The 19,084-nt window shown below is 66.3% G+C and carries 16 protein-coding genes and 1 tRNA gene; 13 read left to right on the top strand and 4 right to left on the bottom strand.

The genetic code is table 11. The annotated features are described in order from the left end of the window. Positions 1–32: 32 nt before the first annotated feature. The 6 genes from HV744_RS29855 (at position 33) to HV744_RS29830 (ending at position 4,321) form a co-directional block, all read left to right on the top strand. Positions 33–108, top strand: a tRNA-Asn gene (locus tag HV744_RS29855). A 264-nt stretch (positions 109–372) separates the two neighbouring features. Then, positions 373–849, top strand: coding sequence for a CreA family protein (locus HV744_RS29850; RefSeq protein WP_175152946.1), 477 nt, complete (start codon positions 373–375; stop codon positions 847–849). A 97-nt stretch (positions 850–946) separates the two neighbouring features. Continuing rightward, entirely contained in the window at positions 947–1,777 is an 831-nt protein-coding gene (locus HV744_RS29845; RefSeq protein ID WP_175152945.1) for a helix-turn-helix transcriptional regulator, read from the top strand. A 363-nt stretch (positions 1,778–2,140) separates the two neighbouring features. Continuing rightward, on the top strand, positions 2,141–2,947 hold the full coding sequence (locus HV744_RS29840; protein ID WP_246279248.1) for an AzlC family ABC transporter permease: 807 nt from the start codon (positions 2,141–2,143) through the stop codon (positions 2,945–2,947). Continuing rightward, entirely contained in the window at positions 2,944–3,267 is a 324-nt protein-coding gene (locus HV744_RS29835; protein WP_175152944.1) for an AzlD domain-containing protein, read from the top strand. The genes HV744_RS29840 and HV744_RS29835 overlap by 4 nt, the downstream gene beginning before the upstream one ends. A gap of 286 nt (positions 3,268–3,553) precedes the next feature. Then, entirely contained in the window at positions 3,554–4,321 is a 768-nt protein-coding gene (locus HV744_RS29830; protein ID WP_175152943.1) for a DUF4088 family protein, read from the top strand. Positions 4,322–4,478: 157 nt separating this feature from the next. On the opposite strand, the gene HV744_RS29825 is transcribed toward HV744_RS29830, so the two are convergent. Continuing rightward, a complete protein-coding gene (locus HV744_RS29825; protein WP_175152942.1) occupies positions 4,479–6,608 on the bottom strand; it encodes an ATP-dependent helicase in 2,130 nt (709 codons plus the stop codon). Positions 6,609–6,924: 316 nt separating this feature from the next. Continuing rightward, complete coding sequence (locus tag HV744_RS29820; protein ID WP_175152941.1) at positions 6,925–7,380, bottom strand: hypothetical protein; 456 nt, start codon at positions 7,378–7,380, stop codon at positions 6,925–6,927. 307 nt (positions 7,381–7,687) lie between these two features. Between HV744_RS29820 and HV744_RS29815 the strand changes: the two genes are divergently transcribed. The 5 genes from HV744_RS29815 (at position 7,688) to fumC (ending at position 14,208) form a co-directional block, all read left to right on the top strand. After that, the gene (locus HV744_RS29815) at positions 7,688–7,906 is read left to right on the top strand and encodes an RNA-binding S4 domain-containing protein (RefSeq protein WP_175152940.1); all 219 of its coding nucleotides are present in this window, start codon (positions 7,688–7,690) and stop codon (positions 7,904–7,906) included. A 191-nt stretch (positions 7,907–8,097) separates the two neighbouring features. Next, on the top strand, positions 8,098–9,522 hold the full coding sequence (locus tag HV744_RS29810; RefSeq protein WP_175152939.1) for an MATE family efflux transporter: 1,425 nt from the start codon (positions 8,098–8,100) through the stop codon (positions 9,520–9,522). Positions 9,523–9,771: 249 nt separating this feature from the next. Next, on the top strand, positions 9,772–10,731 hold the full coding sequence (panS, locus tag HV744_RS29805) for a ketopantoate/pantoate/pantothenate transporter PanS (RefSeq protein ID WP_175152938.1): 960 nt from the start codon (positions 9,772–9,774) through the stop codon (positions 10,729–10,731). A 384-nt stretch (positions 10,732–11,115) separates the two neighbouring features. Then, positions 11,116–12,792: a phospholipase D family protein gene (locus HV744_RS29800; RefSeq protein WP_175152951.1), complete on the top strand. Its 1,677-nt coding sequence runs from the start codon at positions 11,116–11,118 to the stop codon at positions 12,790–12,792. Between the two features lie 15 nt (positions 12,793–12,807). Continuing rightward, a complete protein-coding gene (fumC, locus tag HV744_RS29795) occupies positions 12,808–14,208 on the top strand; it encodes a class II fumarate hydratase (protein WP_175152937.1) in 1,401 nt (466 codons plus the stop codon). Between the two features lie 201 nt (positions 14,209–14,409). Here fumC and HV744_RS29790 read toward each other — a convergent pair whose 3' ends face one another. Together HV744_RS29790 and HV744_RS29785 are read right to left on the bottom strand one after the other, a co-directional pair. After that, the gene (locus tag HV744_RS29790; RefSeq protein ID WP_175152936.1) at positions 14,410–14,916 is read right to left on the bottom strand and encodes an acyl-CoA thioesterase; all 507 of its coding nucleotides are present in this window, start codon (positions 14,914–14,916) and stop codon (positions 14,410–14,412) included. 170 nt (positions 14,917–15,086) lie between these two features. Further along, a complete protein-coding gene (locus tag HV744_RS29785; protein WP_175152935.1) occupies positions 15,087–15,230 on the bottom strand; it encodes a hypothetical protein in 144 nt (47 codons plus the stop codon). Between the two features lie 207 nt (positions 15,231–15,437). On the opposite strand from HV744_RS29785, the gene HV744_RS29780 reads away from it, so the two are divergent. After that, on the top strand, positions 15,438–16,151 hold the full coding sequence (locus HV744_RS29780) for an ArsR/SmtB family transcription factor (protein WP_175152934.1): 714 nt from the start codon (positions 15,438–15,440) through the stop codon (positions 16,149–16,151). Between the two features lie 193 nt (positions 16,152–16,344). After that, positions 16,345–18,993, top strand: a complete 2,649-nt coding sequence (locus HV744_RS29775) for a DUF6600 domain-containing protein (protein WP_175152933.1) — start codon at positions 16,345–16,347, stop codon at positions 18,991–18,993. The last annotated feature ends 91 nt before the right edge of the window (positions 18,994–19,084 follow it).

Raw genomic sequence — 19,084 nt, 5'->3', positions numbered from 1 at the left:
ACAATTTCGCTTCTCTGCTGTTGTTGTTCTGTTCCTCGATAGCTCAGTCGGTAGAGCGCCGGACTGTTAATCCGTAGGTCCCTGGTTCGAGCCCAGGTCGAGGAGCCAAGATTTTGAAAGGCCCGCACGAATGCGGGCCTTTTTGTTTTGCGCCTCACACTTTCTCAATGTTGGATCGCGGCGTGGCTGGCTCGACGCTCGCGTTTTCTGCATGCCTGCTGCCTGCTATGTGCGATCTGTTGCTGAACCGCAGCAGCTTGCGCACACCTTCTCGCTGATTGGCCCCGGCCCTCTTGCGAGCTTGCCGTTATACGATGGCGATTTCCCGGCGCGCCTCTCGCGCCCCACTCCGGCGCTCATATCGGCATTCTCATGAAACCCACCTCGTTGCGCATCGCGCTTGTAGTTGCCACCGCACTGCTGCTGCCTTCGGCACACGGCGAAGAAGTCGCCAGCGTCAATACCAACTTCCACATCACAGGTTCCGACCGCGTGGTCGTCGAAGCCTATGACGATCCGGTCGTTCAAGGCGTGACCTGCTACGTATCGCGCGCGCGTACCGGCGGCGTCAAGGGTACGCTCGGCATCGCCGAAGATCCGACCGAGGCGTCGATCGCCTGCCGCCAGATCGGCGCGCTTCATTTCACCGGCCCGGTGAAGCAGCAGGCCGACGTGTTCTCGGTGAGCATGTCGCTGATCTTCAAGTCGCTGCATGTGGTGCGCGTGGTCGACGCGAAGCGCAATACGCTGGTGTATCTCACCTATAGCGACCGGATCGTCAGCGGCAGCGCGAAAAACAGCGTGAGCGCCGTGCCGATGCCGGCCGGTACGACGATCCCCGTCAAGTAAGCACGGCGTTACGGCAAAACGCGCCCGGCAACCGCAACGCCCCATGCCGCGCGCGCTCGCGACGCGCTACACTGACCGGTCCTGCCGGACCTTCACCATGACCGCCGCCCATCGTTTCCAGGATTCCGCCCGCTACTGGCGCACGCCGCTTCTGCCCGGCGGGGATCTGCTCACGGCCGAATATCACGATCACGAGTTCACGCCGCATTGGCACGATGCGTACACGATTCCGGTGATCGTCGCGGGCGCGGAGGGTTATCGGTATCGCGGTTCCGACTATGTCGCCGAAGCCGGCAGCGTGCCGATCATCAATCCGGGCGAACTGCACACGGGTTCGAAGGCGGTCGAGGCAGGCTGGCGATATCGCGTGATGTATGCGCCGGTCGATTTCATCCACGAACTCGCCAACGAACTCGGCGGCAAACCGCAGGCGCTGCCGTGGTTTGCGCCCGGCGTGATCCGTGATCCCGATCTGGCGGCGCGGCTGGCGCGCGCGCATCGTCTGCTGGAAGCGGGCGACGATGCGCTCGCCGCCGAAGCCGCGATGCTCGACGCGTTGTCCACGCTGCTGGTCCGCTACTCGCAGACGCAACCAGCGCCTTCGCGCGTTGCCGCCGACGATGCGCGCGTCGCGCTCATGCAGGAGCGTCTGACCGGCGATCTCGTCGAGCCCGTTACGCTTGCCGAAGTTGCGCGGGCGGCGGGGTTGTCGCCGTTTCATGCGTCGCGCCTTTTCACCCAGGCGACTGGGTTGCCGCCGCACGCTTGGCGCAATCAGGTGCGCTTGCAACGCGCGCTCGCGCCGTTGCGCGCCGGCGTGTCCGTGACGGATGTCGCCACCGCTAGTGGCTTTACCGATCAGAGCCATTTCACGCGGCATTTCCGGCGCATGTTCGGGGTGCCGCCCGGGCGCTGGCAAGGGGTCTGATGCGGCTTTGGGTGTCCAGCTGCGTTTTGCGGGCTGGATTTGGCTCTTTGCCGTTTGCCGTTTGCCGTTTGCCGTTTGCCGTTTGCCGTTTGCCGTTTGCCGTTTGCCGTTTGCCGTTTGCCGTTTGCCGTTTGCCGTTTGCCGTTTGCCGTTTGCCGTTCGTCCTTCGCCCGGCGTCTTTCACGTAGCGCCCTTCTCTCTGCGTCCTTCACGTAGCGCCCTTCGCTCCGTGTCCTGCGCCGTTCGTGCTGCGTCCTCCGCGTTCTGCGCTCCGCCTTCCGCACTCCCGCCCCCGCCCGCCGCAAGAACGTACAAGCCCCGCCCATCAACCCCCGCTATGCTTCCCGGACCAAGGAGGCAAGATTGACCCATTCCACCCCAGGCCAGCCCATCCGCACAGGCCATTTAAAAGAATTCACCGCCGGCGCACGCGACATCATCCCGATGATGATCGGCGCGGCACCGTTCGGCGTCATTTTCGGCACCCTCGTCGCATCCGGCCCGCTGCATCTGTGGCACGGGCAGTTGATGTCGCTCGTCGTATTCGCCGGCTCCGCGCAGTTCATCGCGCTCGGCCTGATCGCCGGCCACGCGAGCTTCGCCGTGATCTGGGCGACCACGCTCGTCGTCAATCTGCGTCACGTGTTGTACAGCGCCACGCTCGCGCCGCACGTCGCGCACCTGTCGGCACGCTGGCGCTGGACGCTCGGCGCGCTGCTCACCGACGAAGTCTTCGCAGTCGCGTGGGAACACTACCGGCATAGGGAGCCCGGCACGGTCGGCCCGCACTATTTCTTTGGCGCGGGACTCGCGATGTACCTGAACTGGCAGCTCTGGACCATCGCCGGCCTTCTGTTCGGCGCGGCCTTCCCGGGTCTTCAGTCGCTCGGACTCGACTTCGCGATGGTCGCCACCTTCATCGCGATCGTCGTGCCGCAACTCGTCGCGCTGCGCTACATCGCGGCCGCCGCGACCGCGGGCACGCTGGCCTTTTTCTGGCAGGCATGGCCGTACAAGCTCGGCCTGCTCGGCGCGGTGTTCGCGGGCGTCGCGATCGGCGTCGTGCTGTCGACATCGCGGCCCAGCCTGCGCGGCTCGAGCGGCGCAAGCGGCACACGCGGCGGCACACGCAACACGAACACACGCGAAACCCCGGAGGTCACGCGATGAACTACGTCGTTCTGATCCTCGGCATGGCGCTCATCACGTGGGTGATCCGCGCCGCCGTCTTCGTGCTCGGCGACCGGCTGGTGTTCTCGCCGCTCGTGCGCACCGCGCTCGGTTTCGTGCCAGTCACCGTGCTGACGGCGATCATCGTGCCGATGGCGGTATCGCCGCACGGCACCAGTGCCGAGCTGACCTGGCGCAATCCGCAACTGGTGGGCGCGCTGGCCGCCGTCGTCGTCAGCGCGCTGACGCGCCGGCCGCTGCTGACCATCGCAGTGGGCCTGACGGTGTTTTTCGTCTGGCAATGCGTCGTGCTCAAATAGGCGCGAGCCGCCGTCAACGCGGCATTGGCGTCGTCAGGCCCGCGCCACGCGCGCACCGGTCGGGCGACGCATCCCTCTAAAGCGGCCGCCCATCGCCCGCTGACCCTTAAGTTTCCCTTAAATCCGCCGATATGCAGTCGAGGTCCGCTCATCGGGATTCGTCCCGCTGGTTACGCGGCAACAGGCAGGAATCAACCGCGCCGGCATCTGGCGTCGCGTCGCCCAGGGTCCGCGTGCGGCCGGACGACGTGCCGAGGCCGCGCGGCAGGACCAAACGGGATAACACATGGGTCAAATCACCCTCAAGCTCAAAGACGAGACCCTTGCGTCGCTACGCAAGGATTTCGACGCTTTTCTGCGGGTCTCGCTGAAGCTCGATCCGCAGTTCGCGACGCCGTCGTTTGAGGACTTTTTGCGCGCCAAGCTGCTCGACAACATGGTGCCGCTGACCGAACACGCGGTTCAACGGATGTTGCAGGGCGGCCAGTACGCATGGGCCAAACGCACACTGGACAAGGAATTTCCGGACGTCGTCGCGATTCTGATGCGGCAGGCGGGCGAGTTCGGTTTCGGCTTCGCGGCCCGCTCGGAATGGACGCCGGAAGAGCTCGCCAAACAATGCCGCGACTGGGCGGCGGCGATCGTCAAGGAAGCGGAAGGCGACGCGGCGCTGATCGATCCGCTCGCGGCGCAGATCAAGAGCGCGGCGCAGGACATTCAGGCGCTCGAGGAAGTCATGCAGACGCCAGCATGGCGGCTGGTGGAATCGCTGCGTCAACGGGTCTACGAGGCCAAGGTGGCGTGCGAAACCAGCGTCGGCAGCACCGCGCGCGAGAAACTCGGCGAACTGCGCGGGCTCCTGCGTCTGGGCATTTCGCACGGCTCGTTCCAGAAGCAGGAAGCGCAGCAGATCATGGAATACCTGCGCCTGCTCAAGCCGGAGATTTTCGTCGAAGAGCCGTACGACTTGTTTTCACGCCTCGCCGCATGGCTGCGCAATTTCTTCGTGCCGCCGCGTCCGGCGCCGCAACCGCAGCAACGGCAGTCGCGCTGAGCGCGCGCAGGGCTGTTGGCACCTGGCAGACAGGCAGTTGCGGTGCTGCGCGGAAGCCTTGCCGCAGTCTTGCGGTCTTGCGGTCTTCAAGCGCGCGCTACCACGCTGACCACGCTCACCCGGCGCCCTAACACCCCCAACGCGCGCCGCCGCGCGCTCAATCCCACATCTTCCTGAGCTTCGCCCCGATCTCGATCTTCGCCTGCGCGGCCGCGGCGAGCCCCGCCGCCGTCGGCGCGCTCGGCACCGGCACGCGCGGCCACGCATAAGCGTCGAACAACGGCATCAGATGCGCGGGAATGAAGCGCGTGCGCGATGCCCACACGTGACGATCGCCCATATGCGTCTGGTTGTGCACGTAGAAACGCTGCGGTACGACGATATGCAGATCCTCCTTCGCACGCGTCATCGCCACGTATAGCAGGCGCCGCTCCTCGTCGATTTCCTCTTCGCTGCCGGTGCCGAGATCGGACGGAATGCAGCCGTCAACGCCGTTCAGCACGAACACATTGCGCCACTCCTGCCCCTTCGCCGAATGGATCGTCGACAGGATCAGATAGTCCTCGTCGAGCAGCGGCACGCCGGATTCGTCGCTGGTGGCGTCGGGCGGATCGAGCGTCAGCTCGGTCAGAAAGCGCTCGCGCGACGGATACGTGCCCGCGATGCTTTCCATCTGCAACACGTCCGCGTGACGGATCGCGGCGTCCTCGTGGTTGCGTTCGAGATGCGGCTCGTACCAGCGCCGCACCATCTCGAACTCGGCGGGCCACGGCGTCTGCCGCCCGTACACGCTCGACATCAGCTTGACGAACGGATGCCAGTCCTCCTGCGCGCGAGCGGGCGCGGCGAACGCGGCGAGCGCGCCGGCGGCGGTGTCGGCGGGATTGCCGGCGCCCGCGCGCGCGACGATCTCGTCGAGCACCTTCGCTGCAGTGGCCGGCCCGACGCCCGGCAGCAACTGCACTACGCGAAAACCGGCGACGCGGTCGCGCGGATTCTCCGCCCAGCGCAGCACCGCGAGCACGTCCTTCACATGCACCGAATCGAGAAATTTCAGCCCGCCGAATTTGACGAACGGAATGTTGCGCCGGGTCAGCTCGATCTCCAGCGCGGCGCTGCGATGCGCGGCGCGAAACAGCACCGCCTGCGACTTCAGCTTCATGCCCTGCTCGCGCGCTTCGAGCACCTGTTCGACGATGTAGCGCGCCTGGTCGGCTTCGTCGGCGACCGTGACGACGCGCGGGCGCTGCGCCGACGCCTTGTCGGTCCACAGGTTCTTCGTGTAGCGCTCGCTCGCCAGTTCGATCACCGCGTTCGACGCGGCGAGTATCGGCCCGGTCGAACGGTAATTCCGCTCGAGCGTGACCTGCCTGGCAGGCGGGTTGAACTGCGCCGGGAAATCGAGAATGTTGCGCACGGTCGCGCCGCGAAACGAGTAGATCGACTGCGCGTCGTCGCCGACCACGGTCAGGCCGCGTCCGTCCGGTTTCAGCGCGAGCAGGATCGACGCCTGCAGGCGGTTGGTGTCCTGATACTCGTCGACCAGCACGTGATCGAAGCGCGCCGACAGGTCCGCCGCGATGGCCGGCTCGGCGGCCATGTGCGACCAGTAGAGCAGCAGATCGTCGTAGTCGAGCACGCCCTGCTTCTGTTTCGCGTCGACATACGCGGCGAACAGCATGCGCAGATCGGCCTCCCATTCGCGGCACCACGGGAACGCGTTGCCGAGCACATGGCTGAGCGACGCCCCGGTGTTCACGACGCGCGAGTAAATGGCAAAGCAGGTGCCCTTGGCCGGGAAGCGCCGCTCTTTCGCGGACAGGCCGAGTTCGTGGCGCACCAGATTCATCAGGTCGGCGGAGTCTTCGCGGTCGTTGATCGTGAAGGCCGGCGCGAGGCCGATCAGTTCGGCGTACTCGCGCAGCAGCCGCGCGCCCACGCTGTGGAACGTGCCCGACCATGTCAGCCCTTGCGCGAGCGCGGCCCGCGTGCCGAGCGCCGCGCCGGCGATCCGCGTGACGCGGCGGGTCATTTCGAGCGCCGCGCGGCGCGAAAAAGTCAGCAGCAGGATGCGGCGCGGGTCCGCGCCCTTCACCACCAGATTGGCGACCCGATGCGCGAGCGTGTTGGTCTTGCCGGAGCCGGCGCCCGCGATCACCAGCAGCGCGCCGGGGGGCGCGTTGGGCGTGTCGGCGCCGTATTCGACGGCTTCGCGCTGCGCGTCGTTGAGCTTCGCCAGCCAGGCGGCGGTATCGAACGGCGGCGGAGATTCGGCGACGGAGAGCACAGTGGATTTGGGCGTTGGATGGATTCAGGATGGCGACGCACACTGTATATCCATACAACCATCGCCGACAAGCGACCCTTTTTTCGGGGTTGTTTGCGTGTCGTGCTCACCGGCGTGCGTGTCCGTAGGCACTCGGTGAAACGTGATGCGAGACACACCTGCCTTCAAAGCGGCAACTGCGTCCCGCAGCAAAATCCGGCTCAAGCAAACGACCGGCCTGGACGAGGCGGCGGGCTACGCAACGTGCCTCGCACAAGCGCACCCACCCTAAGCGCGGCGTGACAGCAACCCTCAGCCGCACGCCCGCGCTCGAGACTCAATGCTTCACGTCGGCGCCGTCAGTCTGCGCGGCGGCCTGGCCTTCCATGTTCATCTTCATTTCGTTGTCGGCGGCCTGCTTATCCGCCTTCTGGTTGATCTTCGCGTCGCGCACCTGTTCCTTGTACTGCGTCTTGGCGGCCTTCTGCTGATCCTTCAGCTCCGCCTTGGACGCCTTCTTCGACGCGCGATATTCCGCATTCGCCTTCGCGTTGGCGTCACGCTTTTGCACCAGCGGATCGGTCGAGCCCGACGCCGTCAGACGGGTCGGCGCCGGCGTGACCGGCTGCACACCCTGCGTGGCGGGTGCGGCGGGCGCGACATCGGCGCCTTGGGTCTGGATCTGTGCCTGGCCACTGATACCCGCGGCCGGTTGCGCGGTCTGCGCCACCGCGGCGGTAGCTGCAAAAGCCGTGAGGGCGGTACCGATCAGGAGTGAACGAATCTGGGTCATGGCAAATCCTCTATAAAGTTGTTGTGACGTGGGCGTGGTGTCTGGCGTCGCGCATGGATGGCGATGCGCCTCGCCCGGTCTTCTCCCTACTGGAAATTTGCGAAAAATCCAGCAATCCCTGCTACAGAGCCGCACTTTACGAGTGAAATTCGCGAGAGACGATCAAAGTTACGGAACGTTTCACTTTCCGACAATTGCATAACAACTGCTTGCAATTGCTTGCGCGGAGTCTGCGCACATCGTGAACTTCATCCAGGGCAAGCTTCTGCCTTATGATGCGAACCCTTTGCCTGAAGGCGCAAACGCCATGCCCAACCTCGATTTCATGCTCACCGGCGACTACGTCGAACTGCACAATCTCCTGAAGATAACGGGCCTCGCGGACAGCGGCGGCTCGGCGAAAATGATGGTCGCCGACGGCGCCGTGACCGTCGACGGCCGGGTCGAAACGCGTAAAACCTGCAAAATCCGCGCGGGCCAGGTCGTGCTGCTCGGCGATACGCGGATTGCGGTCCACGAGGCCTGACGCCGCGCACGCCACCGCTGCCGCCACCGCCACCCTGCCGCAGTCCGGAAATTCGCAGGACCGCGCGCACCAGAATCGTGCCTCTTCCATCGACATCGCCGGAGCAAGGCCATAAGCTGTCGGTTTCGACAGACAAACCATCGGCCGACACGCTGTCGCCCGCTGTCTCCATTTCCGCCGCCAAGCGCTTCATGACTCAATCCAGCTTGACCCGGGTGGCCGCCCGGCCGCCGACCTTCTCCCGCCACGCGGCCGACACTGCCCGGCTCGCCGCGCCGCTCGCGATCGCGCAACTTTCGCAGATGGCGATGAGCGTCACCGACACGATCCTGCTCGGCTCGCTCGGCGCCGATGCGCTTGCCGCCGGCGGCCTCGGCGCCAACCTGTTCTTCGTCGTGGTCACGCTGTTGCAAGGCGTGCTGACCTCCATCAGCGTGAGCGTGTCGCATGCGCGCGGCGCGCAGGACGATGGCCGCGTGCCGCACATCTACTGGACCGGCTTCGTGCTGTCGGTGCTGCTGTCGGTGCCGGCGTTCATCCTGCTGTCGTTCGCGTCGCGGATCCTGCTCGCTTTCGGCGAGCCCGGCCTGCTCGCGCACAACGTCGGCGAATACGCGGCGGTGCTGCGCTGGGGCGCGCCCGCCAGCCTGATCGGCGTCGGCCTGATGCGCTCGTTCCTGCCGGCAATCGGGGCGGCCAGGCGCCTGCTGTGGGTGTCGCTCGCGAGCGTCGGCGTGAACGCGTTTCTGAACTACGGGCTGATCCACGGCGCCTGGGGGCTGCCGCGGCTCGGCTTCCTCGGCTCGGCGGCCGCGACCTCGATCACTGTCTGGCTGACCGCGCTGGTGCTGATGGCGCTGCTGCATCTGCGGCCGCGCTACCGTCATTTCGTCGTCGCGACGCGGCCGAACGTCCCGTTGATGGGCGAACTGTTCGGCATCGGCTGGCCGGTTGCGATCACCTATGGGGTCGAGTCGACGCTCTTTCTCGCCACCGGCCTGATGGTCGGCCTGCTCGGCGAGTCGCAACTGGCCGCGCATCAGATCGCGCTGAACGTCGCGTCGGTGGCCTTCATGGTGCCGCTCGCGATCGGCCAGGCGGCCAACGTCAGGGTCGGCTTCTGGGCCGGCGCCGGGCAGCCGCTGGCCGCGCGTCATGCGGGTTTCGTCGCGCTGGCGCTCGGCGTCGGCTTCATGACGTTGTCGGGGATCGTGCTGATCGCCGCGCCGCACTGGATCGTCGGCCTCTATCTGCATCTCGACGACCCGGCCAACGCGGCGACGGTCGCGCTGGCGAGTTCGCTGCTCGGGGTGGCCGCGATCTTCCAGATCGTCGACGGCATGCAGACGGTCGGCTCCGGTTGCCTGCGCGGCCTGAAGGACACCCGCGTGCCGATGATCGCCGCGGCGTTCGGCTACTGGGTGATTGGGTTTCCGACCGGCTATACGCTGGCTTTTCACTTCGGACTGGGCGCACGCGGTTTGTGGTGGGGACTTGCGGCCGGCCTCGCAAGCGTCGCGGTGCTGATGACGCTGCGCTTTCACAAGCTGAGCTTGCGGCGCGTGCCGGCCACGCCGGTTGCGCCGCCGGTTGCGCCGCCGGTCGGGTCGGCGTGAGCGGAAGCGGGTAGCGGGTACCCGAAAAAGTTAAAATGCGCGCCTCGGCGACCCGGCGCGTACCCGCGCCCTCGCGCCGAGACTCCGCCAGCACGCCCCACAAAGGCCCGCGCCGCCCAAAGGCTCACCCTCGCCCGCACGGCTTGCCGCTTTCTCGCGGCAGACTCCCGAACGCCCGCCGCCACTCACGACGGCGCGCTCGACCGACCCTCGATTCTCGCGATAAAACATAACCAAGGACCACCCGTCATGCTTGCCCGCGTCACCCGCTTATTTCCGCTCTGGGCCGTGCTCGTTTCGATTGCCGCGTACTTCTCGCCCGCCTCGTTCGCCGGCATCGCGCCGCACGTCACCACGCTCCTCACGATCATCATGCTGGCGATGGGCGTCACGCTGTCGGTGGCGGATTTCCAGCGCGTCTTCACGCGCCCCGCGCCGGTGATCGCCGGCATCGTGCTGCACTACCTCGTGATGCCGCTCGCCGCCTGGGTGATCGCCAAGGCGTTGCGCATGCCGCCGGATCTGACCGCCGGCATGGTGCTGGTGGGCAGCGTGGCGAGCGGCACGGCGTCGAATGTGATGATCTACCTGGCGCGCGGCGACGTCGCGTTGTCGGTGACGATCAGCGCGTTGTCGACGCTCGTCGGCGTGTTCGCGACGCCGCTGCTCACGCGTCTTTACGTGGACGCGTCGATCGCGGTGGACGTGCACGGCATGCTGATGAGCATCCTGCAGATCGTCGCGCTGCCGATCGTGGTCGGCCTGATCGTCAATCATCTGTTCAGCAAGACGGTGCGCAAGATCGAACCGATGCTGCCGCTGATCTCGATGGTCGCGATCGTGCTGATCATCGGCGCGGTGGTGGGCGGCACGCAGAAGAGCATCGCATCGGTCGGCCTCGTGGTGATGCTGGGCGTGGTGCTGCATAACGGCATCGGCCTGCTCGGCGGCTACTGGGGCGGGCGTCTGCTCGGCTTCGACGAAGCCGTCTGCCGCACCCTGTCGATCGAAGTGGGCATGCAGAACTCGGGCCTCGCCGCGACGCTCGGCAAGCTGTATTTCACGCCGATTGCGGCCTTGCCGGGCGCGCTGTTTTCGGTGTGGCACAACCTGTCCGGCTCGCTGCTCGCGGGCTACTGGGCAGGACGTCCCGCGCAAGGCTCGACGCATCCCGACGGCGAGCGTGGGTTGAGCGTTGAGCGCGGATGACGCGACCTCACGTCTTGCGCGCGTTGCAATTGCAATTTCAGCTGCAATTGCGGTAATGGTCAGCCTGACCGGCATCGAATGAATAGCAGCCTCCGTTGGCACGTCCACGACGCCCCGACCGAGGCTGTGGCATCACCAGCTCAGCGTTTTACATCCGGCGGCCGCTTCGGTCGAACTGCGGCTCCCTCTGGCATCTCTGCGGGTTGCGCTGCACGTTACCCAACGGCAGCCTGCGCACAAGCCACGACGAAAGTCCCACAGCCGTCCTCACACGGAAGAACGAAAACCACCTGGCCCGATTCCCCTTAGAATGTTTTTCTCGACAGCGTGAGCAAGCCATCTGCGCTGCCGTCACGAGAAGCCTGCAAACCAGGGGAAGACAGCGTGCCGGGGCATCACGAACAGAATCAGAACGCACTGCAACGCAAGCGCGCATTCAGCACGCCCCGAAGGCAGTCCCCTTGGGGGACAACGAGATATTTTTTCCTGCTGTGCTGCGCAACGGCATTTCTGACCGCCTGCGCGACCAGGCCACCCGCCAATGGCTTCGATCATCCGGTCACGCACGCGCTGCCCGTCACCGAAATCACGCCGCTGCACAGCGCGCTCGCGCCGCTCGCAGCCGCGCATCCGGGGCAGTCAGGTTTTCGGGTGCTGTCGAGCGGCACCGACGCGTTGCAGATGCGCATTGCGCTCGCGCGCGCGGCGACCAAAACCCTCGACATGCAGTACTACATCGCCAACGAGGACACCACCGGCAAGCTGCTGCTCGGCGCCGCGCTGTACGCGGCCGATCACGGCGTGCGGGTGCGCATGCTGGTCGACGATCTGAACTTCAAGGACATCGATCGCGTGATGGCGGGCCTGAACTCGCACGACAACATCGAGATTCGCGTCTTCAATCCGTTCGGCAGCGCACAGGAAGGCATGTTCGAACGCACCACAAATCTGTTCACGCAGATCGGCAATTTCACGCGCCGCATGCACAACAAGGCGATGATCGCGGACAACCAGTTGGCGATCGTCGGCGGCCGCAATCTCGCCGACGAGTATTTCAGCGCAAGCGAAACGCTGCAGTTCCGCGACCTCGACGTACTGGCTGCCGGCCCGATTACCGCCGATATCTCCGCGAGCTTCGACGACTACTGGAACAGCAGCATCGCGTATCCGCTGCGGGTGCTGAACCAGCAGAAGTTCGACCCGAAAGAGCTCGATCAGACGCGTGACGACTTGCGCCAGCACTGGCGCAGCAACGCCGATCCGTACAACGCGAAGCCGCTGAACGCGACGCCGCTCGCGTCGCAGATCACGAGCGAACAACTGGGTCTGGTCTGGGCGCCCGCCGAGTTCAAGGCGGATCTGCCGGAGAAGATCGAGCATCCGTCGCCTGACTATGTGAGTCCGCCGATGCAGCGGCTGCGCGAATTGACACGCGACGCGCGCCAGGACTTTCTGATCATTTCGCCCTACTTCGTTCCGCACGACGCCGGCGTCAAGGCGGCCGGCGAGCTGACGCACCGTGGCGTGCGCATCGTCGTGCTGACCAACTCGCTCGCCGCGACCGACGCGGTCGCCGTGCAGGCCGGCTACAGTCCGTATCGCGTGCCGCTGCTGCAACAAGGCGTCGAGTTGTACGAGTTCAAGCCGCGTCAGGAGACGCCGCCCGCGGGCATCGCAGGCTCGGGTTCACGCGCGAGCCTGCATGCGAAGACCTACGTGATCGATCACAAGATTCTCGTGATCGGTTCGATGAACCTCGATCCCCGCTCGGCCAATCTGAACACCGAACTGGCGCTCGTGATCCATAGCCCGCAGCTCGCGGACCAGATCGCGCGGATCTTCGCGCACGCCACGTCGCCCGAGCAAAGCTATCGCGTCACGCTCGCCGACGAGGCCCAGCTCGCCTATCTGCGCTCGATCGGCGCGCCGCTGTCGCCGCTCGTATGGGCCGATGTCGAAAACGGCATGCGCCGCACGTACATCTTCGATCCGCAGGCGGGGTTATACCGGAACCTGCTAACCGGTCTATTCTCCCTATTGCCGGTCAACGCAGAACTTTGAAAAGCGGAGTGAAACATGACTGAAGACGTACGAATGGAGCGCGACACGTTCGGCGAGATCGCCGTGCCGAACGCCCGCCTATGGGGCGCGCAGACTCAGCGCTCGCTGCAGAATTTCCGTATTTCGACCGAGAAGCAGTCGCCCGAGCTGATCACCGCGCTGGCCGTCATCAAGCGCGCCGCCGCCGAGGTCAACCAGGGTCTCGGCGTGCTCGACGCAAGCAAGGCGAAGGCGATCATGCAGGCGGCCGACGAGATCATCGACGGCAAGCACCCCGAGGAATTTCCGCTCGCCGTCTGGCAGACCGGCTCCGGCACGCAGACCAACATGAACCTCAACGAGGTGATCGCGAATCGCGCGAGCGAGCTGCTCGGCGGCGAGCGCGGCGAAGCGCGCAAGGTGCATCCGAACGACGACGTGAATCGCGGCCAGTCGTCCAACGACGTGTTCCCGACGGCGATGCACGTAGCCACCGCGTATGCGATCGTCAAGCATCTGCTGCCGGCGCTGAAGACGCTGCGCGACACGCTCGACGGCAAGGCCAAAGCCTTCGCGGATATCGTCAAGATCGGCCGTACGCATTTGCAGGACGCCACGCCGCTCACGCTCGGCCAGGAGTTCTCCGGCTACGTCGCGCAACTCGATCAAGGCATGCGCCACGTGGAGTCGGCGCTGCCGCATCTGTACGAGCTCGCGCAGGGTGGCACCGCGGTCGGCACGGGCCTGAACGCGCATCCCCAGTTCGCGGACCAGGTGGCGGCGGCGATCGGCAAGCTGACCGGCTTGCCGTTCGTGTCGGCGCCGAACAAATTCGAGGTGATGGCCGCCGCCGATGCGCTGGTGTTCGCGCATGGCGCGTTGAAGACCGTCGCGGCGAGCCTGAACAAGATCGCCAACGACATCCGCTGGCTCGCGAGCGGCCCGCGTTGCGGCCTCGGCGAACTGTCGATTCCGGAGAACGAACCGGGCAGTTCGATCATGCCGGGCAAGGTCAACCCCACCCAGTCCGAAGCGCTGACGATGCTGTGCTCACAGGTGTTCGGCAACGACGTCGCGGTGAATATCGGCGGCGCGAGCGGCAACTTCGAGCTGAACGTGTTCCGGCCGATGATCGCGCACAACGTGCTGCAATCGATCCGTCTGCTCGCCGACGGCGCGCACAGTTTCAACGACAACTGCGCGGTGGGCATCGAGCCGAACAACGAACGCATCGATACTTTGCTGAACGAATCGTTGATGCTGGTGACGGCGCTCAATCCGCACATCGGCTACGACAAGGCCGCGCAGATTGCGAAAAAAGCGCACAAGGAAGGCACCACGCTGAAGGCGTCGGCGCTCGCGCTCGGCTATGTCACCGAGCAGCAGTTCGACGAATGGGTGCGCCCGAAGGACATGGTCGGGCATTCGGCGGGGTGATCGTGCGGGCCGTCGCGCTTGCGGCTTGATGGCCTGGCCGTTCGCGCGGCGCGCTGCGGATCGCCGCCACCTGCGTTGCATGACGGCCGCGCAAACGTCACTGTTCGCGCGGCCGGCGGTGGCCTGCGGTAGCCTGCGGTGGCCTGTGATGGCCGGTCACGGCCTCCGCGGCCCTTGAACAACGCCCGTTGCAGGCGCCGCTTAAACCTTGCCTTGCGCGACTTCTTCCGGCTTCAGTTCGACGATCGCGTCGAGCGCTTCCTTCACGTCCATCGCGTACCTGGCGAGGCGCTTCTGCTCATCCGTCTGCGGCACGAACGCCGGCACCTGCACCGGATGACCGTTCTCGTTGACCGCGACCATCACGACCAGACAATCGGTGGTTTGCAGCAACTCGCCGCCCTTCGGGTCGCCGGCCTGCACCGACACATGAATGTGCATGCTGGTGCGGCCCGTCGCCACGACCCGCGCGCGCAATTCGACCAGATTGCCGACCAGAATCGGCCGGCGAAAGCGGATGTTGCCGACGCTGACCGTCACGCAATAGCGTCCCGACCAGACCGCCGAACACGCATATGCGGTCTCGTCGATCCACTTCATCAGCGCGCCGCCGTGCACCTTGCCGCCGAAGTTGACCGAGCTCGGCTCGGCAAGAAAGCGGAAAGTGGTTTCCGAACGGTCCAGCGGCGCTACGGGAGGGGTGCTCATCTTGACTCCGGTCAATCGGATGCATTGAAAGGAGGCGATTATACGAGCGCAATATTGACAGCGTGGCAGCTTCGGCCGCGTTGCGATGCTGAATTTGTTCTCGCAAGGCCTTGAATCTTTCAGCGCGCTTTCGTCTGACGGGCACCGGGCCGGCGGTGGGCCAGGCACTCTTATTTGCGGAAGGTGATCCCTTCGTCGAGCGTGCCGTACATGTTGATGCTACCGGTGCCAGCACCCGATCCCGAACCGGCGCCGCCTTGCGCGCAGGCAGTGAACAGCAGGACCGCCGCGGCGACGGCAAAAAGAGTTTTCATCACAACGTGTTTCCGCAAAGACAGACTTCGATTCTAGCCTGGCGGCCAGGAGCGCTGCCGAAAGGAGCCCGGCGGCCCGCCCGCCGCGCGGGCCGGGTTTTCGTAGCTGCGGGATTCCATCGTTCACGCCAAGCTGAAACATCGAATCGCGCAGCCCGCTACAGTGGACTGCATGGCGCCTCGCGCGCCGCCCCTTGGAGACGCCCGATGACCGCCACGCTCAGCGACGCACAGAACCATTTCCCGGGCTTGAGCCGGATCGGCGCGCTGCTCGCCGATCCCGGCCGCGCCGCGATGCTATGGGCACTGATGGACGGCAGCGCCCGCCCCGCCGGCGAGCTGACGATGATCGCCGGACTCTCGCCGTCGGCGGCCAGCGCCCATCTCGCGCGGCTCACCGACGGCGGCCTGCTCGCGCTCGAAGTGCGCGGCCGGCATCGCTATTTCCGGATCGCGTCGCCCGACATCGCCGCGTCGATCGAAGCGCTCGCCAACGTCGCGCAGGTCAGCGCGCCGCAGCGGGCGGCGCCGCGCCCGGTGCGTACCGTGCCGCTCGACATGCGCTATGCCCGCACCTGCTACGACCACATGGCGGGCGAGTTGTCGGTGCAGGTGTTCGAGCGGCTGGTCGGGCGCGGTCTGCTGACGCAGCATGGCACGACGCTCGAAGCCACCGCCGACGGCGCTGCCTGCTTCGCCGAATGGGGCATCGATATGTCTGTCCAGAAGAGCCGCCGACGCCGCTTCGCCTGCACCTGCCCCGACTGGAGCGAGCGGCGCCCGCATCTGGGCGGCGCGCTCGGCGCGGCGCTGCTCGATTCATGGTCGGCGCATGGCTGGGTTGAACGGACCGAGCGGCCGCGCATCCTGCGTATCACACCGGCGGGCCACCGTCATTTCGATGCGTTTCTGGCGGCGTGAGTCGTTCGCAAACCTCTGACGCGGCTATGAAAATTCCGCAATGAGCCAACAAATCGCGTTGTCGAGACTGCTCACGAGACCTTTTGTTACACGCCGATAAGGTAGCCTTACAAAAGTGGGGGCCTTGAAACAAACGCCACGGGTAAAGTGACTTACGGACCGAGCAAATTGCCGCGTCCGTCGGAGATAAGTCATGAGAAAAGTCACTATCCGCCCCCATTCACAGCGCCGCATCACCGGCTGCACGCTGATCGCCACCGCGGTCTTCCTGTGCGCCGCTCAAGCCGCACTGGCGCAGGACGTCCAGCCGGCGCCCGAAGGCGCAGCCGCCACCCAGAACACCGATCCGCCGGGGCGCATAGCCCGGCTGAACTACACCGCCGGCACCGTGACCACGGAGCCCGCCGGCGCCACCGACTGGTCGTACGCGCAGATCAACCGTCCGCTCACCACCGGCGACCAGCTCTGGAACGACCAGAACGCGCGCTCCGAGCTGCACATCGGCTCGACCGCGGTGCGCCTCGGCCAGTCCACCAGCCTCGACGTTCTCAATCTCGACGACAACAGCGCGCAACTGAAAGTCGCGCAGGGTACGTTGTCGACCCGCGTGCGCGAACTGCCGCCGGGCTCGTCCTATGAAATCGACACGCCGAATCTCGCGCTCGGCGTGAACAGCCCCGGCGACTACCGCGTCGACGTCGCGCCCGACGGCAGCAGCACCACCGTCACCGTGCGCAGCGGCAGCGCGACCGTGTACGGCGACGGCGGCCAGGTGCCGGTCGCGGCCGGCCAGCAGGTTCGCTTCGGGGGCACCAACCTGCAACAGCTCGCCGACAATCAGGTGCCCGGCCTCGACAGCCTCGATCAGTGGGCCGTGAGCCGCGATGCCGCGGAAGACCGTTCGGTGTCGGCGCGCTATGTGTCGCGCGACGTTCCCGGCTATCAGGATCTCGACGCCAACGGCACGTGGCAAAGCAACCCGCAATACGGCGAAGTCTGGGTGCCGCGCGCCACGCCCGCCGGCTGGGCGCCCTACCACGACGGCCACTGGGTCTGGCAGGCGCCGTGGGGCTGGACCTGGGTCGACGACGAGCCGTGGGGCTTCGCGCCGTACCACTATGGCCGCTGGGCCCAGATCGACGACACGTGGGCGTGGGTGCCGGGACCGGTCGAAGCCGACGCGCCGCCCGTCTACGCGCCGGCGCTGGTCGCCTTCGTCGGCGATGACGAAGGCGGTGGCGGCTTGCCCGACTGGGGCGTGAATCTGGCGGTCGGCGGAATCGTGGCGGCCGGCGTCGCATGGTTCCCGCTCGGCCCGGGCGAGCCGTGGCATCCGCATTGGGGCGATCACGATCACTGGAGCCCGGGTTACTACAACCGCATCAACCGGACGACGATCGTCAAAAACTACAACAGCAACGTGAACATTCACAACACGTACGTCAACTATCGCGCGCGTGGCGGCTTGACCGCCGTGCCAGCCGCGGCGTTCGTGCACGGCCAGCCGGTCGGACGCTTCGCGCAGAAGGTCGATCCGCGCCAATGGCACAACGCGCGGATCAACCCCGGCGGCCCGGGAATCGCGCCGGTGCGGGAAAGCTTCGGGTCCGGTCTGCGTAACGCGAATTACCGTCCGCCGGCGGGCGTGATGGCGCGTACGGTGGTCGCGACGCGTAGTCCCGCGATGCCCGCCGCTTTTCACGACAGCCTCGCGCAGCGATTCGCGCAAAGCGGCGGACGGGTGCCGGGCGGCGGCCAGCCTATCGTGCGGACCTCGGTGCCGGCGCATATGGCGGGCGGCCCGAACCCGCTGCCCGTGCAGAACGTGCGGGTCGTGCAGTCGCATATAGCAGGAAGGACGCCGGGTGCGGCTCCGGGTGCGCCCATGCCCGGCGCGCCTAACGGCATGCAGCAGGCCGGACAGCGGCCTGGCGCAGGTGCTGGTCAGTTGCCGCATGGTGGAGAACCGCAAGCGCGGCCGGGTATGCCGCAGCAGATGGTCAACAATCAGCGCCCACAGCAGCCGGGCGAAATCGGACATCCGTCGAATGGCGTGCCGCGGCCGCCGCAAGCGGGCGGCGGCAATCCGGCGGCTTATGCGCAGCAGCATGGGATGCCGCAGCAAGGTCGACAGCCTGGCGGGAACGGGGGCCACGAGCCGGTATGGACCCAGCCGCATACGCCGATGGCGCAGCAAGCACAGCAGAGTCAGCAGCGCGGCGGCGGCCCGCAGGCGCAGCCGGGACGGCCGGGTTTCGCGCAGCAGCCCGGCATGCAGGCGAACGCAGGGATGCAGCAACACGGCGTGCCGCGTCCGATGGACAATCCGGCGGCGCAGCAACAGGCGCGTCAGCAGGAGTTTCATCCGCAGCAGCAGGCGCAGCGCCAGCCTGAGCCGCAGGCGCCGCGCCCTGCGGAGATTCAGGTGCAGCAGCCGCGTCAGGAATATCATCCGCAGCCGATGCAGCAGGCGCGCTCTGAGCCGCGTCAGCAGCAGGTGCCGCAGTTCCGCCCTGAGCCGCCTCCGCAGCAGGTGCAGCAGCCGCGCCCTGAGCCGCCTCCGCAGCAGGTACAGCAGCCGCGTCCTGAGCCACGTCCGCAGCAGGTTCAGCAGCCGCGTCCCGAACCGCGTCCGCAGCAGGTTCAGCAGCCGCGTCCTGAGCCGCGCCCGCAGCAGGTGCAGCAGCCGCGTCCTGAACCACGTCCGCAGCAGATGCAGCAGCCGCGTCCGCAGCCGCAACCGCAGCAGGTGCAGCAGCCGCGTCCGCAGCCGCAACCGCAGCAGCAACACGCCGAACAGCATTCGGGCGGCGGTAACCGCGACGAGCATCACAAGGGCTGAGCGCGGCTGACCCAAGCCCGGCGCCTCCGCCCCCCGCACCGCGCATCATAAAAAACCCCCGCGATTCACATCGCGGGGGTTTTTCTTTGAA

The sequence above is a fragment of the Paraburkholderia ultramafica genome (genome assembly GCF_902859915.1).
In the GTDB taxonomy this organism is placed as follows: Bacteria; Pseudomonadota; Gammaproteobacteria; order Burkholderiales; family Burkholderiaceae; genus Paraburkholderia; species Paraburkholderia ultramafica.
Note: the sequence above shows the minus strand (reverse complement) of the source record. Positions and strands in the feature narration are given on the sequence as shown.

What these genes read in the sequence shown, in the direction of transcription:
- HV744_RS29850 (WP_175152946.1), top strand. Translation starts at nt 373, where the DNA reads ATGAAACCCACCTCGTTGCGCATCGCGCTTGTAGTTGCCACCGCACTG.
- HV744_RS29845 (WP_175152945.1), top strand. Translation starts at nt 947, where the DNA reads ATGACCGCCGCCCATCGTTTCCAGGATTCCGCCCGCTACTGGCGCACG.
- HV744_RS29835 (WP_175152944.1), top strand. Translation starts at nt 2,944, where the DNA reads ATGAACTACGTCGTTCTGATCCTCGGCATGGCGCTCATCACGTGGGTG.
- HV744_RS29830 (WP_175152943.1), top strand. Translation starts at nt 3,554, where the DNA reads ATGGGTCAAATCACCCTCAAGCTCAAAGACGAGACCCTTGCGTCGCTA.
- HV744_RS29820 (WP_175152941.1), bottom strand. Translation starts at nt 7,380, where the DNA reads ATGACCCAGATTCGTTCACTCCTGATCGGTACCGCCCTCACGGCTTTT.
- HV744_RS29815 (WP_175152940.1), top strand. Translation starts at nt 7,688, where the DNA reads ATGCCCAACCTCGATTTCATGCTCACCGGCGACTACGTCGAACTGCAC.
- HV744_RS29810 (WP_175152939.1), top strand. Translation starts at nt 8,098, where the DNA reads ATGACTCAATCCAGCTTGACCCGGGTGGCCGCCCGGCCGCCGACCTTC.
- panS (WP_175152938.1), top strand. Translation starts at nt 9,772, where the DNA reads ATGCTTGCCCGCGTCACCCGCTTATTTCCGCTCTGGGCCGTGCTCGTT.
- fumC (WP_175152937.1), top strand. Translation starts at nt 12,808, where the DNA reads ATGACTGAAGACGTACGAATGGAGCGCGACACGTTCGGCGAGATCGCC.
- HV744_RS29790 (WP_175152936.1), bottom strand. Translation starts at nt 14,916, where the DNA reads ATGAGCACCCCTCCCGTAGCGCCGCTGGACCGTTCGGAAACCACTTTC.
- HV744_RS29785 (WP_175152935.1), bottom strand. Translation starts at nt 15,230, where the DNA reads ATGAAAACTCTTTTTGCCGTCGCCGCGGCGGTCCTGCTGTTCACTGCC.
- HV744_RS29780 (WP_175152934.1), top strand. Translation starts at nt 15,438, where the DNA reads ATGACCGCCACGCTCAGCGACGCACAGAACCATTTCCCGGGCTTGAGC.
- HV744_RS29775 (WP_175152933.1), top strand. Translation starts at nt 16,345, where the DNA reads ATGAGAAAAGTCACTATCCGCCCCCATTCACAGCGCCGCATCACCGGC.